General features: G+C 64.8%; 18 protein-coding genes. 9 read left to right on the top strand and 9 right to left on the bottom strand.

What is annotated here, in order from left to right; all coding sequences use genetic code 11:
* A complete protein-coding gene (gene putA / locus AAHK21_RS16380) occupies positions 1-3,951 on the top strand; it encodes a trifunctional transcriptional regulator/proline dehydrogenase/L-glutamate gamma-semialdehyde dehydrogenase (protein ID WP_367857787.1) in 3,951 nt (1,316 codons plus the stop codon).
* A gap of 55 nt (positions 3,952-4,006) precedes the next feature.
* Here the strand turns inward: putA and AAHK21_RS16375 are convergent, their stop codons facing one another.
* From AAHK21_RS16375 to AAHK21_RS16350, 6 genes are all read right to left on the bottom strand, one after another.
* A complete protein-coding gene (locus AAHK21_RS16375) occupies positions 4,007-4,315 on the bottom strand; it encodes a Txe/YoeB family addiction module toxin (protein WP_367857786.1) in 309 nt (102 codons plus the stop codon).
* Positions 4,281-4,565 (bottom strand): type II toxin-antitoxin system Phd/YefM family antitoxin, encoded by a 285-nt coding sequence (locus AAHK21_RS16370; RefSeq protein ID WP_023630627.1) that lies wholly within the window; start codon positions 4,563-4,565, stop codon positions 4,281-4,283. The genes AAHK21_RS16375 and AAHK21_RS16370 overlap by 35 nt, the downstream gene beginning before the upstream one ends.
* 333 nt (positions 4,566-4,898) lie before the next feature.
* Positions 4,899-5,162 (bottom strand): DUF3077 domain-containing protein, encoded by a 264-nt coding sequence (locus AAHK21_RS16365; protein ID WP_367857785.1) that lies wholly within the window; start codon positions 5,160-5,162, stop codon positions 4,899-4,901.
* A 119-nt stretch (positions 5,163-5,281) separates the two neighbouring features.
* Entirely contained in the window at positions 5,282-5,524 is a 243-nt protein-coding gene (locus tag AAHK21_RS16360; RefSeq protein WP_046854291.1) for a hypothetical protein, read from the bottom strand.
* 392 nt (positions 5,525-5,916) lie between these two features.
* Positions 5,917-6,201 carry a helix-turn-helix domain-containing protein gene (locus tag AAHK21_RS16355; protein WP_252088457.1) on the bottom strand — a complete coding sequence of 95 codons (285 nt, stop codon included), beginning with the start codon at positions 6,199-6,201 and terminating at the stop codon, positions 5,917-5,919.
* 52 nt (positions 6,202-6,253) lie between these two features.
* Positions 6,254-6,586 (bottom strand): type II toxin-antitoxin system RelE/ParE family toxin, encoded by a 333-nt coding sequence (locus AAHK21_RS16350; RefSeq protein ID WP_367857784.1) that lies wholly within the window; start codon positions 6,584-6,586, stop codon positions 6,254-6,256.
* Between the two features lie 276 nt (positions 6,587-6,862).
* Here AAHK21_RS16350 and AAHK21_RS16345 point away from each other — a divergent pair, with 276 nt between their 5' ends.
* The 7 genes from AAHK21_RS16345 (at position 6,863) to yccS (ending at position 18,154) form a co-directional block, all read left to right on the top strand.
* Positions 6,863-8,659 carry an acyl-CoA dehydrogenase gene (locus AAHK21_RS16345; protein WP_367857783.1) on the top strand — a complete coding sequence of 599 codons (1,797 nt, stop codon included), beginning with the start codon at positions 6,863-6,865 and terminating at the stop codon, positions 8,657-8,659.
* A 30-nt stretch (positions 8,660-8,689) separates the two neighbouring features.
* The gene (locus tag AAHK21_RS16340) at positions 8,690-10,132 is read left to right on the top strand and encodes a TldD/PmbA family protein (RefSeq protein ID WP_367857782.1); all 1,443 of its coding nucleotides are present in this window, start codon (positions 8,690-8,692) and stop codon (positions 10,130-10,132) included.
* Entirely contained in the window at positions 10,132-11,463 is a 1,332-nt protein-coding gene (locus AAHK21_RS16335; protein WP_367857781.1) for a TldD/PmbA family protein, read from the top strand. The genes AAHK21_RS16340 and AAHK21_RS16335 overlap by 1 nt, the downstream gene beginning before the upstream one ends.
* Before the next feature lie 139 nt (positions 11,464-11,602).
* Complete coding sequence (mdtD, locus tag AAHK21_RS16330) at positions 11,603-13,030, top strand: multidrug transporter subunit MdtD (RefSeq protein ID WP_023632381.1); 1,428 nt, start codon at positions 11,603-11,605, stop codon at positions 13,028-13,030.
* Between the two features lie 112 nt (positions 13,031-13,142).
* Positions 13,143-14,480: an ATP-dependent RNA helicase DbpA gene (gene dbpA / locus AAHK21_RS16325; RefSeq protein WP_367858997.1), complete on the top strand. Its 1,338-nt coding sequence runs from the start codon at positions 13,143-13,145 to the stop codon at positions 14,478-14,480.
* A 101-nt stretch (positions 14,481-14,581) separates the two neighbouring features.
* Entirely contained in the window at positions 14,582-15,763 is a 1,182-nt protein-coding gene (locus tag AAHK21_RS16320; RefSeq protein ID WP_367857780.1) for an NAD(P)/FAD-dependent oxidoreductase, read from the top strand.
* 207 nt (positions 15,764-15,970) lie between these two features.
* Positions 15,971-18,154: a YccS family putative transporter gene (yccS, locus tag AAHK21_RS16315; RefSeq protein WP_046853952.1), complete on the top strand. Its 2,184-nt coding sequence runs from the start codon at positions 15,971-15,973 to the stop codon at positions 18,152-18,154.
* Positions 18,155-18,181: 27 nt separating this feature from the next.
* Here the strand turns inward: yccS and AAHK21_RS16310 are convergent, their stop codons facing one another.
* The gene (locus AAHK21_RS16310) at positions 18,182-18,919 is read right to left on the bottom strand and encodes a substrate-binding periplasmic protein (protein WP_367857779.1); all 738 of its coding nucleotides are present in this window, start codon (positions 18,917-18,919) and stop codon (positions 18,182-18,184) included.
* Positions 18,920-19,131: 212 nt separating this feature from the next.
* Here AAHK21_RS16310 and AAHK21_RS16305 point away from each other — a divergent pair, with 212 nt between their 5' ends.
* Positions 19,132-19,584, top strand: coding sequence for a GNAT family N-acetyltransferase (locus tag AAHK21_RS16305; RefSeq protein ID WP_046853950.1), 453 nt, complete (start codon positions 19,132-19,134; stop codon positions 19,582-19,584).
* Between the two features lie 31 nt (positions 19,585-19,615).
* On the opposite strand, the gene AAHK21_RS16300 is transcribed toward AAHK21_RS16305, so the two are convergent.
* Together AAHK21_RS16300 and AAHK21_RS16295 are read right to left on the bottom strand one after the other, a co-directional pair.
* Entirely contained in the window at positions 19,616-19,918 is a 303-nt protein-coding gene (locus AAHK21_RS16300) for a helix-turn-helix domain-containing protein (RefSeq protein WP_023631707.1), read from the bottom strand.
* A 14-nt stretch (positions 19,919-19,932) separates the two neighbouring features.
* A complete protein-coding gene (locus tag AAHK21_RS16295) occupies positions 19,933-20,433 on the bottom strand; it encodes a M48 family metallopeptidase (RefSeq protein WP_367857778.1) in 501 nt (166 codons plus the stop codon).
* Positions 20,434-20,445: the final 12 nt, after the last annotated feature.

Raw genomic sequence — 20,445 nt, 5'->3', positions numbered from 1 at the left:
ATGGCGACGACCACCCTTGGGGTCAAACTCGACGACCCGACCCGTGAGCGACTCAAAGCAGCTGCGCAGTCCATCGACCGCACGCCGCACTGGTTGATCAAGCAAGCGATCTTCAACTATCTCGAGAAGCTCGAGGGTGGCGCCACCCTGAACGACCTCAACGGCCATGCCGCCGCTGGCGATGACGCCGGCGAAGTCGCCGCCGACCACGCCCACCAGTGCTTCCTGGAGTTTGCCGAAAGCATCCTGCCGCAGTCGGTACTGCGCTCGGCGATCACCGCCGCCTACCGCCGCCCCGAGCAGGAAGTGGTGCCGATGCTGCTGGAGCAGGCTCGCCTGCCGGCCGCCCAGGCCGAAGCCACCAACAAGCTGGCCGCAAGCCTGGCCGACAAGCTGCGCAACCAGAAGAGCGCCGGTGGCCGCGCCGGTATCGTCCAGGGCCTGCTGCAGGAGTTCTCGCTGTCCTCGCAAGAAGGCGTAGCGCTGATGTGCCTGGCCGAAGCCCTGCTGCGTATCCCCGACAAAGGCACCCGTGACGCGCTGATCCGCGACAAGATCAGCACCGGCAACTGGCAGCCGCACCTGGGCAACAGCCCATCGCTGTTCGTCAACGCCGCCACCTGGGGCCTGCTGCTGACCGGCAAGCTGGTCAGCACCCACAACGAATCCGGCCTGACCTCCTCGCTCACCCGCATCATCGGCAAGAGCGGCGAGCCGATGATCCGCAAGGGCGTCGACATGGCCATGCGCCTGATGGGCGAGCAGTTCGTCACCGGCGAGACCATCGCCGAGGCCCTGGCCAACGCCAGCAAGTTCGAATCCAAGGGCTTCCGCTACAGCTACGACATGCTCGGCGAAGCAGCGCTGACCGAGCACGACGCGCAGAAATACCTGGCCTCCTACGAGCAGGCGATCCACTCGATCGGCAAGGCCTCGCACGGCCGCGGCATCTATGAAGGCCCGGGCATCTCGATCAAGCTCTCGGCCCTGCACCCGCGTTACAGCCGCGCCCAGTACGAGCGCGTGATGAGCGAGCTGTACCCGCGCCTGCTGTCGCTGACCCTGCTGGCCAAGCAATACGACATCGGCCTGAACATCGACGCCGAGGAAGCCGACCGCCTGGAGCTGTCGCTGGACCTGCTCGAGCGCCTGTGCTTCGAGCCGTCGCTGGCCGGCTGGAACGGCATCGGCTTCGTTATCCAGGCGTACCAGAAGCGCTGCCCATATGTGATCGACTACGTCATCGACCTGGCCAAGCGCAGCCGCCACCGCCTGATGATCCGCCTGGTGAAGGGCGCCTACTGGGACAGCGAGATCAAGCGCGCCCAGGTCGAGGGCCTGGAAGGCTACCCGGTCTACACCCGCAAGGTGTACACCGACGTTTCCTATATTGCCTGCGCGCGCAAGTTGCTGTCGGTGCCTGAAGCCATCTACCCGCAGTTCGCCACCCACAACGCCCACACCCTGTCGGCCATCTACACCATCGCCGGGCAGAACTATTACCCGGGCCAGTACGAGTTCCAGTGCCTGCACGGCATGGGCGAACCGCTGTACGAGCAAGTCGTGGGCAAGATCTCCGAGGGCAAGCTGAACCGTCCGTGCCGCGTGTACGCACCCGTCGGCACCCACGAGACCCTGCTGGCCTACCTGGTCCGCCGCCTGCTGGAAAACGGCGCCAACACCTCGTTCGTCAACCGCATTGCCGACCACTCGATCTCCATTCAGGAACTGGTCGCCGACCCGGTCGCCAGCATCGAGCGCATGGGTACCCAGGAAGGCAGCATCGGCCTGCCGCACCCGCGCATTCCGATGCCGCGTGAGCTGTACGGCAGCGAGCGGGCCAACTCGGCCGGCATCGACATGGCCAACGAACACCGCCTGGCGTCGCTGTCCTGCGCCCTGCTGGCCACCGCCCACAACGACTGGAAAGCCACGCCGCTGCTGGCTTGCGCCGCCAGCGAACAGCCGGCCACGCCGGTGCTCAACCCATCCGATCATCGCGATGTGGTCGGCCATGTGCAGGAAGCCACCGTCGCCGACGTCGACAATGCCATCCAGTGCGCGCTGAACGCCGCGCCGATCTGGCAGGCCACTCCGCCCGCCGAGCGCGCCGCGATCCTCGAACGCGCCGCTGACCTGATGGAAGCCGACATCCAGCCGCTGATGGGCCTGCTGGTACGCGAAGCCGGCAAGACCTTCGCCAACGCCATCGCCGAAGTGCGCGAGGCGGTGGACTTCCTGCGCTACTACGCGGTGCAGGCACGCAACGATCTGCGCAACGATAGCTGCCGCCCACTGGGTCCGGTGGTGTGCATCAGCCCGTGGAACTTCCCACTGGCGATCTTCTCCGGCCAGGTGGCCGCGGCCCTCGCCGCCGGCAACCCGGTATTGGCCAAGCCGGCCGAGCAGACCCCACTGATCGCCGCCCAGGCCGTGCGCCTGATGCTGGAAGCCGGCATCCCCGAAGGCGTGCTGCAACTGCTGCCGGGCCAGGGCGAAACCGTCGGTGCCGGCCTGGTCGGTGACGAGCGCGTCAAGGGCGTGATGTTCACCGGTTCCACCGAAGTCGCCCGCCTGCTGCAACGCAACATTGCCGGGCGCCTGGACAACCAGGGCCGTCCGATCCCGCTGATCGCCGAAACTGGCGGCCAGAACGCGATGATCGTCGACTCCTCGGCGCTTACCGAGCAGGTGGTGATCGATGTGGTGTCCTCGGCCTTCGACAGCGCCGGCCAGCGTTGCTCGGCCCTGCGCGTGCTGTGCCTGCAGGAAGACTCCGCCGACCGCGTGATCGAGATGCTCAAGGGCGCCATGGCCGAAAGCCGCCTGGGCAACCCGGAGCGCCTGTCCGTGGACATTGGCCCGGTGATCGACGCCGAAGCCAAGGCCGGCATCGAGAAGCACATCCAGGGCATGCGCGACAAAGGCCGCAGCGTTTACCAGGTGGCCATCGCCGAGGGTGAAGAGATCAAGCGCGGCACCTTCGTGATGCCGACCCTGATCGAACTGGAAAGCTTCGACGAGCTCAAGCGCGAAATCTTCGGCCCGGTGCTGCACGTGGTGCGCTACAACCGCAAGGACCTGGACCAGCTGATCGAGCAGATCAACGCCTCCGGCTACGGTCTGACCCTGGGCGTGCACACCCGCATCGACGAGACCATCGCCAAGGTGGTGGACAACGTCAACGCCGGCAACATGTACGTCAACCGCAACATCGTCGGCGCCGTGGTCGGCGTGCAGCCGTTCGGCGGTGAAGGCCTGTCGGGCACCGGCCCGAAAGCCGGTGGCCCGCTGTACCTGTACCGCCTGCTGTCGACCCGCCCGGCCGACGCCATCGCCCGCCACTTCCAGGCCGACGACGCGCGCAGCAAGGCCGACACCACCCTGCGCGACCAGCAGCTCAAGCCGTTGACCTCCCTCAAGACCTGGGCGGCCAGCAGCCAGATGAGCGACCTGGTCGCGCTGTGCGAGCAGTTCGCCGAGCAGTCGCAGAGCGGCATCACCCGCGTGCTGCCAGGCCCGACCGGCGAGCGCAACACCTACAGCGTGCTGCCACGCGAACACGTGCTGTGCCTGGCCGACAACGAGGCCGACCTGCTGGCCCAGCTGGCAGCGGTACTGGCCGTGGGCAGCTCGGCGGTGTTCCAGGACGGCGAGCCGGCCAAGACCGTGCGCGCTCGTCTGCCGAAGGAGCTGCAAGCGAAGATCAAGCTGGTGGCTGACTGGAGCAAGGATGAGGTCGCCTTCGACGCGGTCATTCACCACGGTCACTCCGACCAGTTGCGCGGCGTCTGCGAGCAGGTGGCCAAGCGTGCCGGCGCGATCGTCGGCGTGCATGGGCTGTCGAGCGGCGATCACCAGATCGCCCTGGAGCGCCTGGTGATCGAGCGGGCGGTGAGTGTTAATACCGCGGCGGCAGGTGGTAACGCCAGCCTGATGACCATCGGCTGACACCGATCTAACAAAAAAGGAGAGCTTCGGCTCTCCTTTTTTGTGGGCGCTTGGCCTAATCGTCATAGTGGTAACGGCACTGCAGGATGGTCAGGATTCCCGCCTCGTAGAAGTAGACCAATCGGTGTTCGCGAGTGATACGGCGAGACCAGAAACCTGACAAGTCGCCTTTGAGCGGCTCTGGCTTGCCGGTGCCTTTGAAAGGGCTGGGCAGACACTCACAGATCATCGTGTTGATGCGCTGGAAGATAGCGACATCACTGTTTCGCCAGTAACCGTAGTCTTCCCACCCCTCAGCAGTGAAGGCCACGCTTGTGGTGCTTCGCGCCTCAGTCTTGTTTCGTTGCTTGGCTTTCACATTCATCGAGTGCCAGTTCCTGGGTAACGGCCTTACCAGCCCGGAGCTGAGCAATGGAAGCGCGAAGACGCTTGGCGTTCGCGGACGACTCCAGCAGGTACATGGTCTCGCGCATGCCGTTGTAGTCCTCGAGCGAAATCATCACGACCGGCTCGCCACGCTGACGTGTGATGACTGCCGGCTCATGGTCCCGGCATACGTCGTCCATTGTCTGCTTCAGGTCGGCGCGTGCCTGGCTGAACGTCAGTACATGCATTTTTCTTTCCTTTCCAGGTACCGCCTGGATCAGTTCTCGAGAGTCAACAGGCCTTGATGGCAAGTCGGCGCTGTGCGACCTGCCTGCCAAACATTGTACAAACTTGCGTACAACTCGCAAGGTCGAGCCCTGAAACTATTTGGAGAACTGATTGCCGCTGGGAAAGGTGGATATGGAACCGGAATTCCCGCAGCGGCAAAACAGCGTTAAGTCCTGCTGCCATGTAGGAGCTGTCCCAAACCGGCGCTTGGCGCGATATCACGACAGCCCCACTTCCGCAGCAGTACCCAGTGGCGTGAGAGCGGGGTTGCCCCGCGATGCCCTTTGGGGGCGTTAACGCCCCATGCCCAGTTCGGCATCATCCATCAGCGCCTTGGCCAGGGCGCTCAGGTAATACGACGCCCAGAGCAGTTGGGGCTTTTCCTCCATGATCCCGGTGATGGTCAGGTCGCGTACGCAGCCCATCAGTTCCGAGGCCTGGTCGCGGGCGTGCCGGCAGGGGATGCCGGGTTCGATGCAGAACAGCGGGTCGGTCATACCTTCGCCCTGGTAGAACTTGGTCTTGCCGACGGTGGTGGGGGTATTGTCTGTGGTCATGGTTGTTCTCCCTGAAATGGTCGGTGCCTGTGCGGACGCTATCGCGGGGCAAGCCCGCTCCCACGCCAGGATTTCGCTGGATTCGGCTGCGTGGGAGCGGGCTTTCCCCTCGATCAGACTTAATGCAACGTCGGCGCCTGCGCTGGCATCTGCACCTGGATCAACGCCGCTTCGAGCAACACACGCAGCGATTCCATTTCATGCATCGACGCCATCATCAACACGGCAGCCGGCGACCTGGGTTTGAGCTGTACGGCGTGATGGGCCACGGTCAAGGCGCACAGGGCGTACTCGGTGGCCTGGATGAGGGTGTCTTCGAGGGAATGAGGGTTGTGGGGTGGATCGGGGACAATCTTCAACATAGCTACCTCTTGCTGATCAAGTGGGACCACCACCCGTTGCTGTCAAACAAGAAGGTGGCAGCTGTATATGGGTTGACAGACCGGTCAGCAAGAGCAAAACCCCGGCGCACGCGAAGTGCCCCACATACAGCCGCCATAAAGGGCGAAACCGTTGAGTAAGCTCTTGATAGTCGGCCTGTCAAAGCCGGTCGCTGATTTTGCAGCGACCGTCCGAGACTAGAGACCAACCCAGAGCACCGCAATGGCTTGAAAGGGCTTGGGAGTATGTTTGGGAATTGGACTACATGGAATAGGGAAAGTCTTGGAATCTGCGTAGGAAACGCACTTCGGCTCGGCCATTAGAGCCATAGGGACGACTGGAAAACTGCGATTAATTTGAGGCTAAGCGGCCATCAGGCCGATTTCTTTTTCACCGTAAAATCGACTTCCAGATCGGCGTTCGCCAGGATATTCACCAGTGCATCCAGCGAGAACTTGTCTATCTTGCCATTGAGCAAGTCACTCAAGCGTGGCTGAGTCAGATGCAGTCGCCGCGCTGCATCTTTCTGCGGCAGATCCCAGGATCGGACAATCTTGGTCAACACCCGCATCAGCTTCGCCCGAAGCCGTAGGTTCTCGGCCTCTTCGGGTGAGTCGAACAGCGCATCCCATACTGAAGTGGAGCGTTCGTTTGTCATCGCAAATCCCTCTGTGCATCCATCTCGTTCATACAGTACTGCCGGTTCTGGCTCAGCAGGCGCCCAACAATTTGTATCGCGCTCTCGCCAGATCGATATCACGCTTTTCCGTCTTCTCAGTCGTCTTGCGAAACGCGTGCAGGACGTAAACCGCTTCTGGTCGACTCACGACGTAGAACACTCGAAATGCCCCGTCCCGACACTTGATGCGGATTTCTCGCGTCCCCGGACCAACGCTTTCCATTGGCTTCCAGTCGAAGGGGTCTTCACCGTCCTGGATCAGCTCCAGCTGATACCCGGCCCGCTGCCTTGCCACAATCGGAAAGTCCCGCAGGTCCTGCTTGCTGCTACCCAACCATTCGATTGGCTTTTGCCCTACATGCATCCTGCACGCTCCCGCCAATGCACTCGCCTGGCTTGTCCTTATCGGAGGCGTAAACTCTCCATGAGCGGCAAAGATAAAACTATATCGATATCGATATAAGCGCAATTGCGTGACAAGGCTTTGCGACGAGTAACACCCAGGTCCATGGCGCCCGGCGCAACCCAAGGTGACCTGGGCGATGGCCACTTCTGCCCCCATATCACCCACACCTATTAACCTGTCCCCTGCCCCACCACCCCGCCTAGACTCGCTGCACCCCGAACCAGGAATGCAGCCATGTCCGAGCAACTCCTCAGCAGCCGCAACCTCGCCTTCGAACTTTACGAAGTCCTCGACGCCGAGGCCCTGACCCAGCGTCCGCGCTTCGCCGAACACAGCCGCGAGACCTTCGACGCGGCGCTGACCACCGCCCGCACCATTGCCGAGAAGTACTTCGCCCCGCACAACCGCAAAGGCGATGAAAACGAGCCACGTTACGTGGACGGCCGCGCCGAGCTGATCCCGGAAGTGAAACCGGCCGTGGACGCCTTCCTCGAAGCGGGCTTCCTCAACGCCAACCGCGACTTCGAAGTCGGCGGCATGCAGTTGCCAAGCCTGGTATCACAGGCCTGCTTTGCCCACTTCCAGGCGGCCAACGCTGGCACCACGGCCTACCCGTTCCTGACCATGGGCGCGGCCAACCTGATCGAGAGTTTCGGCACTGAAGAGCAGAAGCGCCTGTTCCTGCAGCCGATGATCGAGGGCCGCTACTTCGGCACCATGGCCCTGACCGAGCCCCATGCCGGCTCGTCACTGGCCGATATCCGCAGCCGCGCCGAACCCGCAGGCGAAGGCAGCTACCGACTCAGAGGCAACAAGATCTTCATCTCCGGCGGCGACCACGAGCTGTCCGAGAACATCGTGCACATGGTCCTGGCCAAGCTGCCGGACGCGCCAGCCGGGGTAAAGGGCATCTCGCTGTTCATCGTGCCCAAGTATCTGGTCAACCCCGACGGCAGCCTGGGCCCGCGCAACGATGTGCTGCTGGCCGGCCTGTTCCACAAGATGGGCTGGCGCGGCACCACTTCTACCGCGCTCAATTTCGGCGACAATGGCCAATGCGTCGGCTACCTGGTCGGCCAGCCGCACCAGGGCCTGGCCTGCATGTTCCAGATGATGAACGAGGCGCGCATCGGCGTCGGCATGGGCGCGGTGATGCTCGGCTACGCCGGTTACCTGTATTCACTGGAGTACGCCCGCCAACGCCCACAGGGCCGCCTGCCGGACAACAAGGACCCACACAGCGCCGCCGTGCCGATCATCGAGCATAGCGACGTCAAGCGCATGCTGCTGGCACAAAAGGCCTACGTGGAGGGTGCTTTCGACCTGGGCCTGTACGCGGCCCGGCTGTTCGATGACACCCACACTGCGCCGGATGAAAACACCCGCCAGCAAGCCCAGGAATTGCTCGACCTGCTCACCCCGATCGTCAAGTCCTGGCCCTCGACGTTCTGCCTCAAGGCCAATGAACTGGCAATCCAGATCCTCGGCGGCCACGGCTACACCCGCGAGTACCCGGTCGAACAGTACTACCGCGACAACCGTCTCAACCCGATCCACGAAGGTACCGAAGGCATCCAGTCCCTCGACCTGCTCGGGCGCAAGCTGGCGCAGAACGGCGGCGCCGGGCTCAAGCAGCTGATCCGCCTGATCGCCGGCACCTGCGAGCGCGCCAGCCATCATCCGAACCTGGACAACCTGCGCCAGCCACTGGAACAGCTGGTGAACCGCCTGCAAGCGGTCACCCTCGCCCTGCTCGGCGACCTGGCCCAGGGCAAGGTCGCCGGCGCACTGGCCAACTCGTCTCTGTACCTCAAGGCCTTTGGCCACTGCGTGATCGGCTGGCGCTGGCTGGAGCAGGCGATCCATGCCGAGGTCGGCCTGCTCAAGGGCAGCGACCGCGACTTCTACCTGGGCAAGCTCCAGGCCGCGCGTTATTTCCTCACCTGGGAAGTGCCGGGCTGCCATAATGACCTCGCTTTGCTCGAGGCCCGCGACGATACGTGCCTGGGCATGCAAGAGGGGTGGTTCTAGGGGGAGCCACCGCGCACACGGAGGTTTCCCATGTTCGACTCCAGCACCCTGCTGCGCCAGCGCTTCGCCGCGTTGCGCAGCACGGCCGAACTGTTCTCGCTTCGCCATGTGAAGCAATCGCAGCAGTCACTGTCAGTACGGCGCAACGTCGCCGAGCCGCCCTTCTTCAGCCAGGACGAAGGCGCCATGCTCACCGTGCGGGTCAACGGCGTCGAGGCCTACGCGGCCACCGCCGACCTGTCCCAGGCAGGCCTGCAACGCGCGCTGGAACAGGCCGAGGCACTCGCCCGGCGGATCAAGGCCAGCAGCCTGCTCGACCTGGGTGGCCAGGCCGCCCCGAGCGGGCGTCACGATCATGTCTCGCCCAATTTCGAACAGTCCCTGCCCAACCTCGCCGACTGCCTGGAGCTGCTTGCCGCCGAGTCGGCCAGCGTGCCCAAGGACGAGCGCCTGGTGGACTGGCAGGCGAGCCTGGGCTTCAGTGTGGTCGAACAGACCTACCTGAACTCCGCCGGCGCCGAGCTGCGTCACGCCCAGCGCTTCATCTACCCAGGCCTGGGCGTCACCGCCAGCGACGGCCAGGACAGCCAGAGCCGCAGCCTGGGCCGGGAGAACTTCGGCCAGCAAGGCGGCTTTGAAGTGGTCGAGCGCTGCGGCCTGGTCGGCGCAGCCCGCCGGGTGGCCGACGAGGCGCTGCAACTGCTGCTGGCGCCGAACACCCCGGCCGGTCAGCGCGACCTGCTGCTGATGCCCGACCAGATGATGCTGCAGATCCACGAATCCATCGGCCACCCGCTGGAGCTGGACCGCATTCTCGGCGATGAGCGCAACTACGCCGGCACCAGCTTCGTCAAAGCCGGCGACTTCGGCCACCTGCAATACGGCTCGAAGCTGCTCAACGTGACCTTCGACCCGACAATCCACGAGGAGCTGGCCAGCTACAGCTTCGATGACGACGGCACCCCGGCCAGCAAGCAGTTCCTGATCCGTGATGGCCTGCTGATACGCCCCCTGGGTGGCGCCCTGTCGCAACTGCGCTCGGGCCTGGACGGCGTGGCCAACAGCCGCGCCTGCGGCTGGAACCGCGCGCCGATCGACCGCATGGCCAACCTCAACATCGAGCCGGGCGAGCAGACGCTGGCGCAACTGATCGCCGGCATCGAGCACGGCATCCTGATGCGCACCAACCGCTCCTGGTCCATCGATGATGCGCGCAACAAATTCCAGTTCGGTTGTGAGTGGGGCCAACTGATCGAGAACGGCGAACTCAAGGGCGTGGTGAAGAACCCGAACTATCGCGGCATCTCCGCCGACTTCTGGCGCAACCTCTCGGCGGTCGGTGACCGCAGCACCTTCCAGGTACTAGGCACGCCCAACTGCGGCAAGGGCGAGCCCAACCAGGTGGTGCGGGTCGGCCATGCCTCGCCGGCCTGCGTGTTCCGCCAGATCGACGTATTCGGAGGGGACGCCTGATGAGCACCGTCTACCAGCAACGTTTCGAAAGCTTGCTCGATAGCCTGAACGCCGCCGTGCAGCCCGGCGAGCAGTTCACTCTGGGCTACAGCGCCGAACACTCGCAGTTCGTGCGCTTCAACCATGCCAAGGTGCGCCAGGCCGGACTGGTCAGCCAGGCCAGCGTGCAGTTGCGGCTGGTCCGCGAAGGACGCCAGGCCGAGCAACAGATCACCCTGGGCGACGATGCCGAACTCGACCGCCAGCGCCTGCACGACGCCCTCGCGCAACTGCGCCAGACCCTGCCGCTGCTAGCTGTGGATCCCTACCTGAACCTCGACGACAGCGCCTGGCACAGTCATAGCCTGCTGGAGCAGCCACTGCCCGAGCTGGACGAAGTGCTGGCCTTGGTCGAGCGCGAAGCCGGCGACCTGGACCTGGTCGGCATCTATGCCGCCGGCCCCATCTGCCGCGGCTTCGCCAGCTCGTTCGGCGCCTTCGGCTGGCACCAGGCCAACAGTTTCAACTTTGACTGGAGCCTGTTCCACGCCAACGGCCAGGCCGTCAAAGCCAACTACGCAGGGCAGGCCTGGCGCGGCGAAACCTTTGCCGCACGCCTGCGTCAGGCTCGCGAACAGCTGGCGCACCTGGGGCGCCCGGCCGTCACCCTCAAGCCCGGCAGCTACCGCGCCTACCTGGCGCCGGCGGCGATGGACGAGATCGCCGGCATGCTGTGCTGGGGTGGTTTTTCCGCGCAGGCGCTGGCCACTGGCAACAGCCCGTTGCAGCGCCTGTACAACGGCGACGCGCAGTTGAGCCCGCTGGTGAGCTTCAGCGAACAGGTCAGCGGTTCGCTGAGTCCGGCCTTCTCCGATGAGGGTTCGCCGCGCCGCGACCTGCTGCTGATCGGTGAAGGGCGGGCGCTGGAAAGACTGGTGAGTGCGCGCAGCGCCGTCGAATTCGGCCAACAGGCCAATGGCGCCGACAGCTACGAGTCGCCCTGCGCGCTGAGCCTGGCGCCAGGCATCCTGCCCGGCGAGCAGATTCTCGAACGTCTGGGCACCGGCCTTTACATCAGCAACCTCTGGTACCTGAATTACTCGGACCTGCCGGCGGCGCGCATGACCGGGCTGACCCGCTTCGCCACCTTCTGGGTGGAGAACGGGCAGATCCAGGGCCCGGTGAGCACCATGCGCTTCGACGACAGCCTGTACAACCTGCTGGGCAACCAGCTGGAGGACCTGAGCCAGGAGCGCGAGATGATCCTCTCGACCAGCACCTATGGGCAGCGCAGCACCGGTTCGAGTCATCTGCCAGGGGCGTTGGTGAAGGGGTTGACCCTGACACTGTGATTCGCAGGACCGGCCTCATCGCTGCGGTTCGTCGCCACGACAAGCCAGCTCCCACAGTGAACGGCATGCGCTACTCCTGTGGGAGCCGGCTTGCCGGCGATGAGGCCGCCCCAGGCAAAACAGGACATTGAGGTAACCCATGCCCGACCGTGCCCCGCTGGACCCCGTCACCGCCCGCTGGATCCCCTGGGTGGTGGCCATCGCCTTCTTCATGCAATCGCTGGACGGCACCATCCTCAACACCGCGCTGCCGGCCATGGCCCGCTCGCTGGCCGAAGACCCGCTGCGCATGCAGGGGGTGATCATCGCCTACATGCTCACCGTGGCCCTGTTGATCCCGGCCTCGGGCTGGATCGCCGACCGCTTCGGCACCAAGCGCATCTTCTTCAGCGCGATTCTGCTATTCAGCTTCGGCTCGCTGTTGTGCGCCATGGCCAACAGCCTCGGTTTCCTGATCTTCGCCCGGGTGGTGCAAGGCCTGGGCGGCGCACTGATGCTGCCGGTCGGAAGGCTGGTGGTGTTGCGCGCCTACCCGCGCAGCGAACTGGTGCGGATCATGAGTTTCATCACCATCCCCGGCCTGCTCGGCCCGCTGCTCGGCCCGACCGTGGGCGGCTGGCTGGTGGAAATCCTCAGCTGGCACTGGATCTTCCTGCTCAACCTGCCGGTGGGCGCCGTGGGTTGCTATGCGGTGTGGAGGTTCATCCCCGACCTGCGCGGCGCCGAGCGCACCACCTTCGACGGGCCGGGCTTCCTGCTGTTCGGCGCGGCGATGGTGCTTATCACCATCGCCATGGAAGGCCTGGGCGAACTGCACCTGCCGCACCTGCGGGTGATGCTGTTGCTGTTCGCCGGCATGGCCTGCCTGGCCGCCTACTGGCTGCGCGCCGGACGTGACCCGGAGCCACTGTTCTCGCCGTCGCTGTTCCGCGTGCGCACTTTCGCCATCGGCATCCTCGGCAACCTGTTCGCCCGCCTGGGCAGCGGCGCCCTGCCCTTCCTGGTGCCGTTGCTGCTGCAAGTGGCGCTGGGTTACTCACCGGCCCAGGCGGGGATGAGCATGATTCCGCTGGCGGCGGCGGCGATGCTCGCCAAGTCGGTCGCCAGGCCGCTGATCGAGCGCCTCGGCTACCGCATCGTGCTCACCGGCAACACCCTGCTGCTGGGCCTGCTGCTGGCCAGCCTGGGGCTGGTCGACGAGCAGACGCCGTATGCGCTGCTGCTGGCGCAGTTGGCGATGCTGGGCGCGGTGAACTCGATGCAGTTCACTGCGATGAACACCGTGACCCTGATCGACCTCGACGACGCCAGCGCCAGCAGCGGCAACAGCCTGCTGTCGGTGGTCGCGCAACTGTCGCTGAGCCTGGGCGTGGCCTGCGCCGGCGCGCTGCTCGGTGGTTTCACCGCGGCCGGCAGCGCCGAGGGCGTCGAAAGCACCCTGGGGGCGTTCCAGCTGACCTTCGTCACCATCGGCGTGATGGCCATGCTGGCGGCGGCGATTTTCCTGCAACTGGCGCCGACAGACGGAAGGCGCGCTCGTCGTCCGGAAGAACACGTCGAGTCGTAGGGCGAATGGCTGTGAGGCTGGTAGACTGTGCGACATTTTTCGCTTCGCACCGCAGGCCCGCCTCGTGACCGTTGAAACCACCGCCTTTGCCACCCTCCCGCTGTCCGCCGCCATGCTGGCCAACCTGGACGCCCTGGGCTACGCCTCGATGACCCCGATCCAGGCCCAGAGCCTGCCGGTGATCCTCAAGGGCCAGGACCTGATCGCCCAGGCCAAGACCGGCAGCGGCAAGACCGCCGCCTTCGGCATCGGCCTTCTCAACCCGATCAACCCGCGCTACTTCGGCTGCCAGGCGCTGGTGCTGTGCCCGACTCGCGAGCTGGCCGACCAGGTGGCCAAGGAGCTGCGCCGCCTGGCCCGCGCCGAGGACAACATCAAGATCCTCACCCTGTGCGGCGGCGTCTCGCTCGGCCCGCAGATCGCCTCGCTGGAACACGGCGCGCACATCATCGTCGGCACCCCGGGGCGCATCCAGCAGCACCTGGACAAGGGCACACTGGTCCTCGACGGCCTCAACACCCTGGTGCTCGACGAAGCCGACCGCATGCTCGACATGGGCTTCTTCGACGCCATCGCCAGCATCATCGGCAAGACCCCGTCGCGCCGCCAGACCCTGCTGTTCTCGGCCACCTACCCGGCCGGCATCGAGCAGTTGGCCAAGGCCTTCATGCGCCAGCCACAGCAGGTCAAGGTCGAGGCGCTGCACAGCGACAACCAGATCGAACAGCGCTTCATCGAGATCGACGCTGAGCAGCGCCTCGACGCTGTGACCCGTGTTCTCGGCCACTACCGTCCACAGTCCTGCGTGGCGTTCTGCTTCACCAAACAGCAGTGCGAGGACGTGGTCGCCCATCTCACAGCCAAGGGCATCGTCGCCCAGGCCCTGCACGGCGACCTGGAGCAGCGCGACCGTGACCAGGTGCTGACCATGTTCGCCAACCGCAGCAGCTCGGTGCTGGTAGCCACCGACGTCGCCGCCCGCGGCCTGGACATCGATGGCCTGGACATGGTCATCAACGTCGAACTGGCGCGTGATGCCGAGATCCACGTGCACCGCGTTGGCCGTACCGGTCGTGCAGGCGAGAAAGGCGTGGCGATCAGCCTGGTGGCGCCGGCCGAGGGCCATCGCGCCCAGGCCATCGAAGACCTGCAGAAGCAGCCGCTGCGCTGGGAACAGCTGGACAGCCTCAAAAGCAAAGGCGGCGAGCCGCTGCTGCCACCAATGACCACCCTGTGCATCGCCGCCGGGCGCAAGGACAAGCTGCGTCCGGGTGACATTCTCGGTGCGCTGACCGGCGATGCCGGGCTGCCGGGCAAGCAGGTGGGCAAGATTGCCATCTTCGACTTCGTGGCGTTCGTGGCCGTGGAGCGGGCAGTGGCCAAACAGGCCATGCAGCGGCTGAACAGCGGCAAGATCAAGGGTCGCGCCCTGAAAGTCCGTATCGTCTGAAGTCTTTTTGGGGCCGCTGCGCAGCCCATCGCCGGCTTGTCGTGGCGACGAACCGCGGCGATGGGCCGCGCAGCGGCCCCGGCTATTGAAGAGGTAACACCGTGCACTCCACCGACGTGATCATCCTCGGCGCCGGCGCCGCCGGCCTGATGTGCGCCCTGCTCAGCGCCCAGCGCGGGCGCCGGGTGCTGGTGCTCGACCACGCCAACAAACCGGGCAAGAAGATCCTCATGTCCGGCGGCGGGCGCTGCAACTTCACCAACATGTACACCGAACCCGCCAACTTCCTCTCGCACAACCCGCACTTCTGCAAGTCGGCGCTGGCCCGCTATACCCAGTGGGACTTCATCGAGCTGGTGTGCAAGCACGGCGTGCCCTACCACGAGAAGAAACTCGGCCAGCTGTTCTGCGACAACAAGTCCAGCGACATCCTCGACATGCTCCTGGCCGAGTGCGACCAGGCCGGCGCCGAGCTGCGGATGAACACCAGCATCGACAAGATCGAAAAGACCGAGGCCGGCTACACCCTGCAGACCAGCGCCGGCCCATTCGCCTGCCAGTCGCTGGTGATCGCCACCGGCGGCCTGTCGATCCCGACGCTCGGCGCCAGTGGCTTCGGCTACCAGGTCGCCCGCCAGTTCGGCCACGAACTGCTGCCCACCCGCGCCGGCCTGGTGCCGTTCACCATTACCGAGCCCCAGCTCAAGGCACTGTGCACCGAGCTGTCCGGCACCTCGCTGGACTGCATCGCCAGCTGCAATGGCACCAGCTTTCGCGAGAACCTGCTGTTCACTCACCGTGGCCTGAGCGGGCCGGCGATCCTGCAGATCTCGTCCTTCTGGGAGGCCGGCGATACGGTGGAGATCAACCTGCTGCCTGATCGCGACGCCCTGGAATGGCTGCAAGGCCAACAAGCCGAGCGTCCCAACAGCGAGCTGAAGACCGTGCTGGGCGAGGTATTCACCCGCAAGCTGGCCAACTTGCTGGCCGAGCAGCGGTTCGAGTCCAAGCCGCTGAAGCAATACACCCCTGCGGAACTGGCGCAGGTCGCCGAAAAATTGGCGGCCTGGCAAGTGGTTCCGGCGGGGACCGAAGGCTATCGCACTGCAGAAGTGACCCTGGGCGGGGTGGATACCCGCGAAGTGTCCTCGAAAACCATGGAATCGCTGAAGAGCCCTGGGCTGTACTTCATCGGCGAAGTGCTGGACGTGAGCGGGCACCTCGGCGGTTTCAACTTCCAGTGGGCCTGGGCTTCGGCCAACGCGGCGGCGCAGTTCGTGTAGAGTAGAATCCATTCAGCAGCACGGAACGCTTCTTGCTGGTCTGTGCTGGAGTGCCAAGGATCGGGGCCGCTTCGCAGCCCATCGCTGGCAAGCCAGCTCCCACAGGTTTGGTGTGATCCCTGTGGGAGCTGGCTTGCCAGCGATGGGGCGCGCAGCGGCCCCCTGCGGCCTCGAAAGGTATTCATCCGCTCACAGCCCAGGGCCATCATGTCATCGAGCTCGTTCCGCCATTCATTGCGTCGCCTGTGGGGCCAAGACAAGTTCAGCTATGCCATCCGCGTGACCATCGCCCTCACCGGCAGCATGGCCTGGTGCTGGTACCAGAACGAGATGAGCCTGCTCATCCCTCTGTTCCTCGGCATCATCGCCAGCGCCCTGGCCGAGACCGACGATGGTTGGCAGGGCCGGCTCAGTGCCCTGCTGGTCACCCTGGGCTGTTTCGCCATCGCCGCGCTGTCGGTCGAGCTGTTGTTCCCCTATCCCTGGATCTTCGCGGTCGCGCTGGCCTTGGCGGCCTTTTCCCTGACCATGCTCGGGGCCTTGGGCGAACGCTATGGGGCGATCGCCTCGGCCACCCTGATCCTCTCGGTCTACACCATGATCGGCGTCGACCAGCGCGGCGGAGAGGTCAGTGATTTCTGGCACGAGCCTTTGCTACTGGTGGCGGGGGCGGCATGGTACGGGCTGCTGTCGGTACTGTGGCAGGCATTGTTCGCCAACCAGCCGGTGCAACAGAGCCTGGCCAGGCTGTTCTACGAGCTGGGCAGCTACCTCAAGCTCAAGGCCAGCCTGTTCGAGCCGGTCCGCACCCTCGATGTCGAGGCCACACGCCTGGAACTGGCCAAGCAGAATGGCAAGGTCGTGGCCGCGCTCAACGCCGCCAAGGAAATCATCCTGCACCGGGTCGGCAACAGCCAGCCCAACTCCAAGGTCAGCCGCTACCTCAAGCTGTACTTCCTGGCCCAGGACATCCATGAGCGGGTCAGCGCCTCGCACTATCCGTACAACGGCCTGACCGAGGCGTTCTTCCACAGCGACGTGATGTTCCGCTGCCAGCGTCTGCTGCGCAAGCAGGGCTCGTCCTGCCAGGAGCTGGCGCGCTCGATCCGCCTGCGCCAGCCGTTCGTGCTCGCCAGCGGCTACCCCGAGGCACTGGAAGACCTAAACGCCTCGCTGGAGCACCTGCGCACCCAGAACAACCCGGCCTGGCGCAGCCTGCTGCGCTCGTTGCGGGCGCTGGCTGCCAACCTGGCCACGCTGGACCGCCTGCTCAGTGCCGCCAGCAACCCGGACAGCCTCGCCGATGCCAGCGACAGCAGCCTGCTCGACCGCTCGCCACGCAACTTCAAGGATGTGTGGAAACGCCTGCGCACCCAGCTGACTCCCACCTCGTTGCTGTTCCGCCACGCCCTGCGCCTGTCGCTGGCATTGTCGGTGGGCTATGGCATGGTCCACCTGATCCACCCGACCCAGGGCTACTGGATCATCCTCACCACATTGTTCGTCTGCCAGCCCAACTATGGCGCGACGCGGCGCAAACTGGTGCAACGGATCATCGGCACCGCCATCGGCCTGACCGTGGGCTGGGCGCTGTTCGACCTGTTCCCCAACCCGATCGTCCAGTCGTTGTTCGCGGTGGTCGCGGGGGTGGTGTTCTTCGTCAACCGCACCACCCGCTACACCCTGGCCACGGCGGCGATCACCCTGATGGTGCTGTTCTGCTTCAACCAGATCGGCGATGGCTACGGGCTGTTCCTGCCACGCCTGTTCGATACCCTGGTCGGCAGCCTGATCGCCATCCTCGCGGTGTTCCTGTTCCTGCCCGACTGGCAAGGCCGACGGTTGAACAAGGTGCTGGCCAACACCCTCGCCTGCGCCAGCGAGTACCTGCGCCAGATCATGCAGCAATACGCCCATGGCAAACGTGACGACCTGGCCTACCGCCTGGCCCGGCGCAATGCGCACAATGCCGACGCGGCGCTGTCGACCACCCTGGCCAACATGCTCATGGAGCCGGGGCATTTCCGTAAGGAGGCCGACGTCGGCTTCCGCTTCCTGGTGTTGTCACATACCTTGCTGAGCTACCTCTCGGGGCTGGGCGCGCACCGCGACACAGCGCTGCCGGCCGAAGTCCACGAGCAGTTGATCGATGGTGCCGGGCGGAGCCTGGCCAGCAGCCTGGACGAGATCGCCAATGGCTTGGCGGCACGCTTGCCGGTGGCGATCCACAGCGACGCCGAGGAGGCACTGGCCAACGCGCTGGAACAGATGCCCGAGGAGCTGGACGAGCATCAGCGCCTGGTACAGACGCAATTGGCGCTGATCTGCCGGCAGTTGGGGCCGTTGCGGACCTTGGCCGGGCATCTGATCAAGGAAGGTCAACCCGCCTGATCGCCCGCTCCCACGCCAGGAGCGGGCTCAGAAACCATGCTGGCGCATCAGGCGGGCGTAACTGCCGTCGGCCTTCATGGTGGCGATGGCCTTTTCGAAACGCGCCACGATCTTCTTGTGCTCCGGGTGCTTGAGGCTTACCAGGATGTGCAGGCTGTTCTCGCCCAGCGGCGGGTCGACGAAGGTCACACCCTCGCGCACCTGCTGCGGCTCGCGCTGCAGGTTGTAGCGCGCCACGTACTCATCCTCCACCGCCAGGTTCACCCGCCCGGCCGCCAGCATGCGCACCGCCGATGAAAAGTTGCGCACCAGCACTTTGTTCAGGCGTTCGTCGCTATCGAATTCGGGGGAATAGGCGTAGTCGCGCACCACGGCGATGGTGTAAGGGTACAGGTCAGCCTGGCGAGCATAGGCAAAAGCCTCGCCTTCACGCTTGAGCAGGCGGATACGGTTGACCAGGTAGGTTGCGGAGAACTGGCCGATCAGGGTGCGCTCCTGGTTGTACCAGGCATTGATCAGCACATCGTAGCGCCCCTCGCCCACCCCCATCAGCGCCCTGGCCCAGGGCACCTCCTCGAACTCGGTGGCGTAGCCGGCACGGGTCAGCGCCGTGGTGACGATGCTGGTGGCCAGGCCGCCACCGGGCATGCCGGTATCGGTGAAAGGCGGCCAGCTGTCGGCCACCAGCCGCAGCTTGCCATGGGCCAGGGCAGGCCCTGTGCACAACAGTCCCAGTAATCCAAGAACGCAAAGCAGTGGCCGCATGCTCAAATCCTTTCGAAGTTGGGGGCCCACGCTGGTGACGGCGATCTCTACTAGCAACAGAGGTTGCAGATTACACAAGCCAAATCCTGGCGACAGCGGACGATAATGTCATTTAGCCTCTATTTTGGCCGAATCCTGGACGGCGTCATTCTCCCTCGTCGTGACCGCCTGGATTTGCGATGATCGACGGTCAACCGAAGGAGTCCTCCCCCATGTCCATCGAGTGGATCTGCAAGCACCATGGCGACCTCGCCAAGGAACAACTCTACGCCATCCTGCAACTGCGCACCGAGGTGTTCGTGGTCGAACAACGATGCGCCTACCAGGAAGTCGACGGGCTCGATCTGCAAGGCGATACCCTGCACCTGATGGGCTGGGACGGGGACCGACTGGTGGCCTACCTGCGTTTGCTCGACCCGCAATCACACAATGGCGACGTGGTGATCGGCCGGGTGGTGACCGCCCCGTCGGCGCGTGGGGGTGGGCTGGGGCATCAACTGCTGCTCAAGGGGCTGGAGTGCGCGGCGCACTGCTGGCCGGGGACGCCGGTGTACCTGTCGGCCCAGGCGCACCTGCAGGGCTACTACAACCGCCATGGCTTCGAGGTGGTGGGCGAGGAGTACCTCGAGGACGATATTCCGCATATCGGCATGCGCAAGGGCTGAGGACATTGTCGCGGGGCAAGCCCCGCGATGCTCAAGGGTAGCCCAGCACGTCACGGATCTGCCGCAGGTGCTGGATGATCCACTGCTTGTCGATCGCGCCCCAGTCGTGAATCCGGTAATGCCCGGCATGGTTGCGCGCTCCGGCCTGCTGCTCGAACTCGCAGATGATGTCCAGGTCGGCCAGGGCGGCGATGGTGTCCTGGGCGGTACGCCGGGGCATGCCGGTGGCCTCCATCAACGCCGGCACACTGGTGGCGGTCTGACTGTCGATCAGCCAGGCCACGTAAAGGCGGCGATAGAAGCTGCTGCGGGTCTTGCTCACTTCCGTGGTCATGGGGTGCTTGTCCCTCAGGTGTTGCCCGGCAGTTCCCGATAGGTCAGGTAGACGCGCAGGTCGAATTCAAGTTGATGGTAGTCCGGCTCCATGTGCTGGCAGAGCTGGTAGAACGCCTTGTTGTGATCGCGCTCCCTCAGGTGCGCCAGCTCATGCACCACGATCATGCGCAGAAACTGCGGCGCTGCCTCGCGGAACAACGAGGCGACGCGGATCTCCTTCTTGGCCTTGAGCTTGCCGCCCTGCACCCGCGATACCGCCGTGTTCAGGCCCAATGCACGGTGGGTGAGGTCCAGGCGGTTGTCGAACAGGACCTTGTCCAGCGGCGGCGCACTGCGCAGGTACTGCTGCTTGAGCTCCTGGGCATAGCCGTACAGGGCCTTGTCGCTCTGCACGTCATGGCGTTCGGGATAGCGCTGGCGCAGGTAGTCGCCCAGGCGATCGCTGGCGATCATCTGGCGCACCTGTTCCTGCAGGTGCGGCGGGTAGGCTTGCAGGTAACGTAGGGCGGTCATGGCAGGCGTTCG

This window comes from Pseudomonas sp. TE50-2, assembly GCF_040813665.1.
GTDB classification, from domain to species: Bacteria; Pseudomonadota; Gammaproteobacteria; order Pseudomonadales; family Pseudomonadaceae; genus Aquipseudomonas; species Aquipseudomonas soli.
The sequence above is the reverse complement of the archived record's forward strand: the minus strand, read 5'-3'. Positions and strand labels throughout refer to the sequence as shown.

Bases quoted from the DNA above. Each gene is read 5' to 3' on its own strand.
- AAHK21_RS16360 (WP_046854291.1), bottom strand. From the start codon at position 5,524: ATGTTGAAGATTGTCCCCGATCCACCCCACAACCCTCATTCCCTCGAA.
- putA (WP_367857787.1), top strand. From the start codon at position 1: ATGGCGACGACCACCCTTGGGGTCAAACTCGACGACCCGACCCGTGAG.
- mdtD (WP_023632381.1), top strand. From the start codon at position 11,603: ATGCCCGACCGTGCCCCGCTGGACCCCGTCACCGCCCGCTGGATCCCC.
- AAHK21_RS16375 (WP_367857786.1), bottom strand. From the start codon at position 4,315: ATGAATGTGAAAGCCAAGCAACGAAACAAGACTGAGGCGCGAAGCACC.
- AAHK21_RS16310 (WP_367857779.1), bottom strand. From the start codon at position 18,919: ATGCGGCCACTGCTTTGCGTTCTTGGATTACTGGGACTGTTGTGCACA.
- AAHK21_RS16340 (WP_367857782.1), top strand. From the start codon at position 8,690: ATGTTCGACTCCAGCACCCTGCTGCGCCAGCGCTTCGCCGCGTTGCGC.
- AAHK21_RS16350 (WP_367857784.1), bottom strand. From the start codon at position 6,586: ATGCATGTAGGGCAAAAGCCAATCGAATGGTTGGGTAGCAGCAAGCAG.
- dbpA (WP_367858997.1), top strand. From the start codon at position 13,143: ATGCTGGCCAACCTGGACGCCCTGGGCTACGCCTCGATGACCCCGATC.
- AAHK21_RS16355 (WP_252088457.1), bottom strand. From the start codon at position 6,201: ATGACAAACGAACGCTCCACTTCAGTATGGGATGCGCTGTTCGACTCA.
- AAHK21_RS16335 (WP_367857781.1), top strand. From the start codon at position 10,132: ATGAGCACCGTCTACCAGCAACGTTTCGAAAGCTTGCTCGATAGCCTG.
- AAHK21_RS16295 (WP_367857778.1), bottom strand. From the start codon at position 20,433: ATGACCGCCCTACGTTACCTGCAAGCCTACCCGCCGCACCTGCAGGAA.
- AAHK21_RS16345 (WP_367857783.1), top strand. From the start codon at position 6,863: ATGTCCGAGCAACTCCTCAGCAGCCGCAACCTCGCCTTCGAACTTTAC.
- AAHK21_RS16365 (WP_367857785.1), bottom strand. From the start codon at position 5,162: ATGACCACAGACAATACCCCCACCACCGTCGGCAAGACCAAGTTCTAC.
- yccS (WP_046853952.1), top strand. From the start codon at position 15,971: ATGTCATCGAGCTCGTTCCGCCATTCATTGCGTCGCCTGTGGGGCCAA.
- AAHK21_RS16370 (WP_023630627.1), bottom strand. From the start codon at position 4,565: ATGCATGTACTGACGTTCAGCCAGGCACGCGCCGACCTGAAGCAGACA.
- AAHK21_RS16305 (WP_046853950.1), top strand. From the start codon at position 19,132: ATGTCCATCGAGTGGATCTGCAAGCACCATGGCGACCTCGCCAAGGAA.
- AAHK21_RS16300 (WP_023631707.1), bottom strand. From the start codon at position 19,918: ATGACCACGGAAGTGAGCAAGACCCGCAGCAGCTTCTATCGCCGCCTT.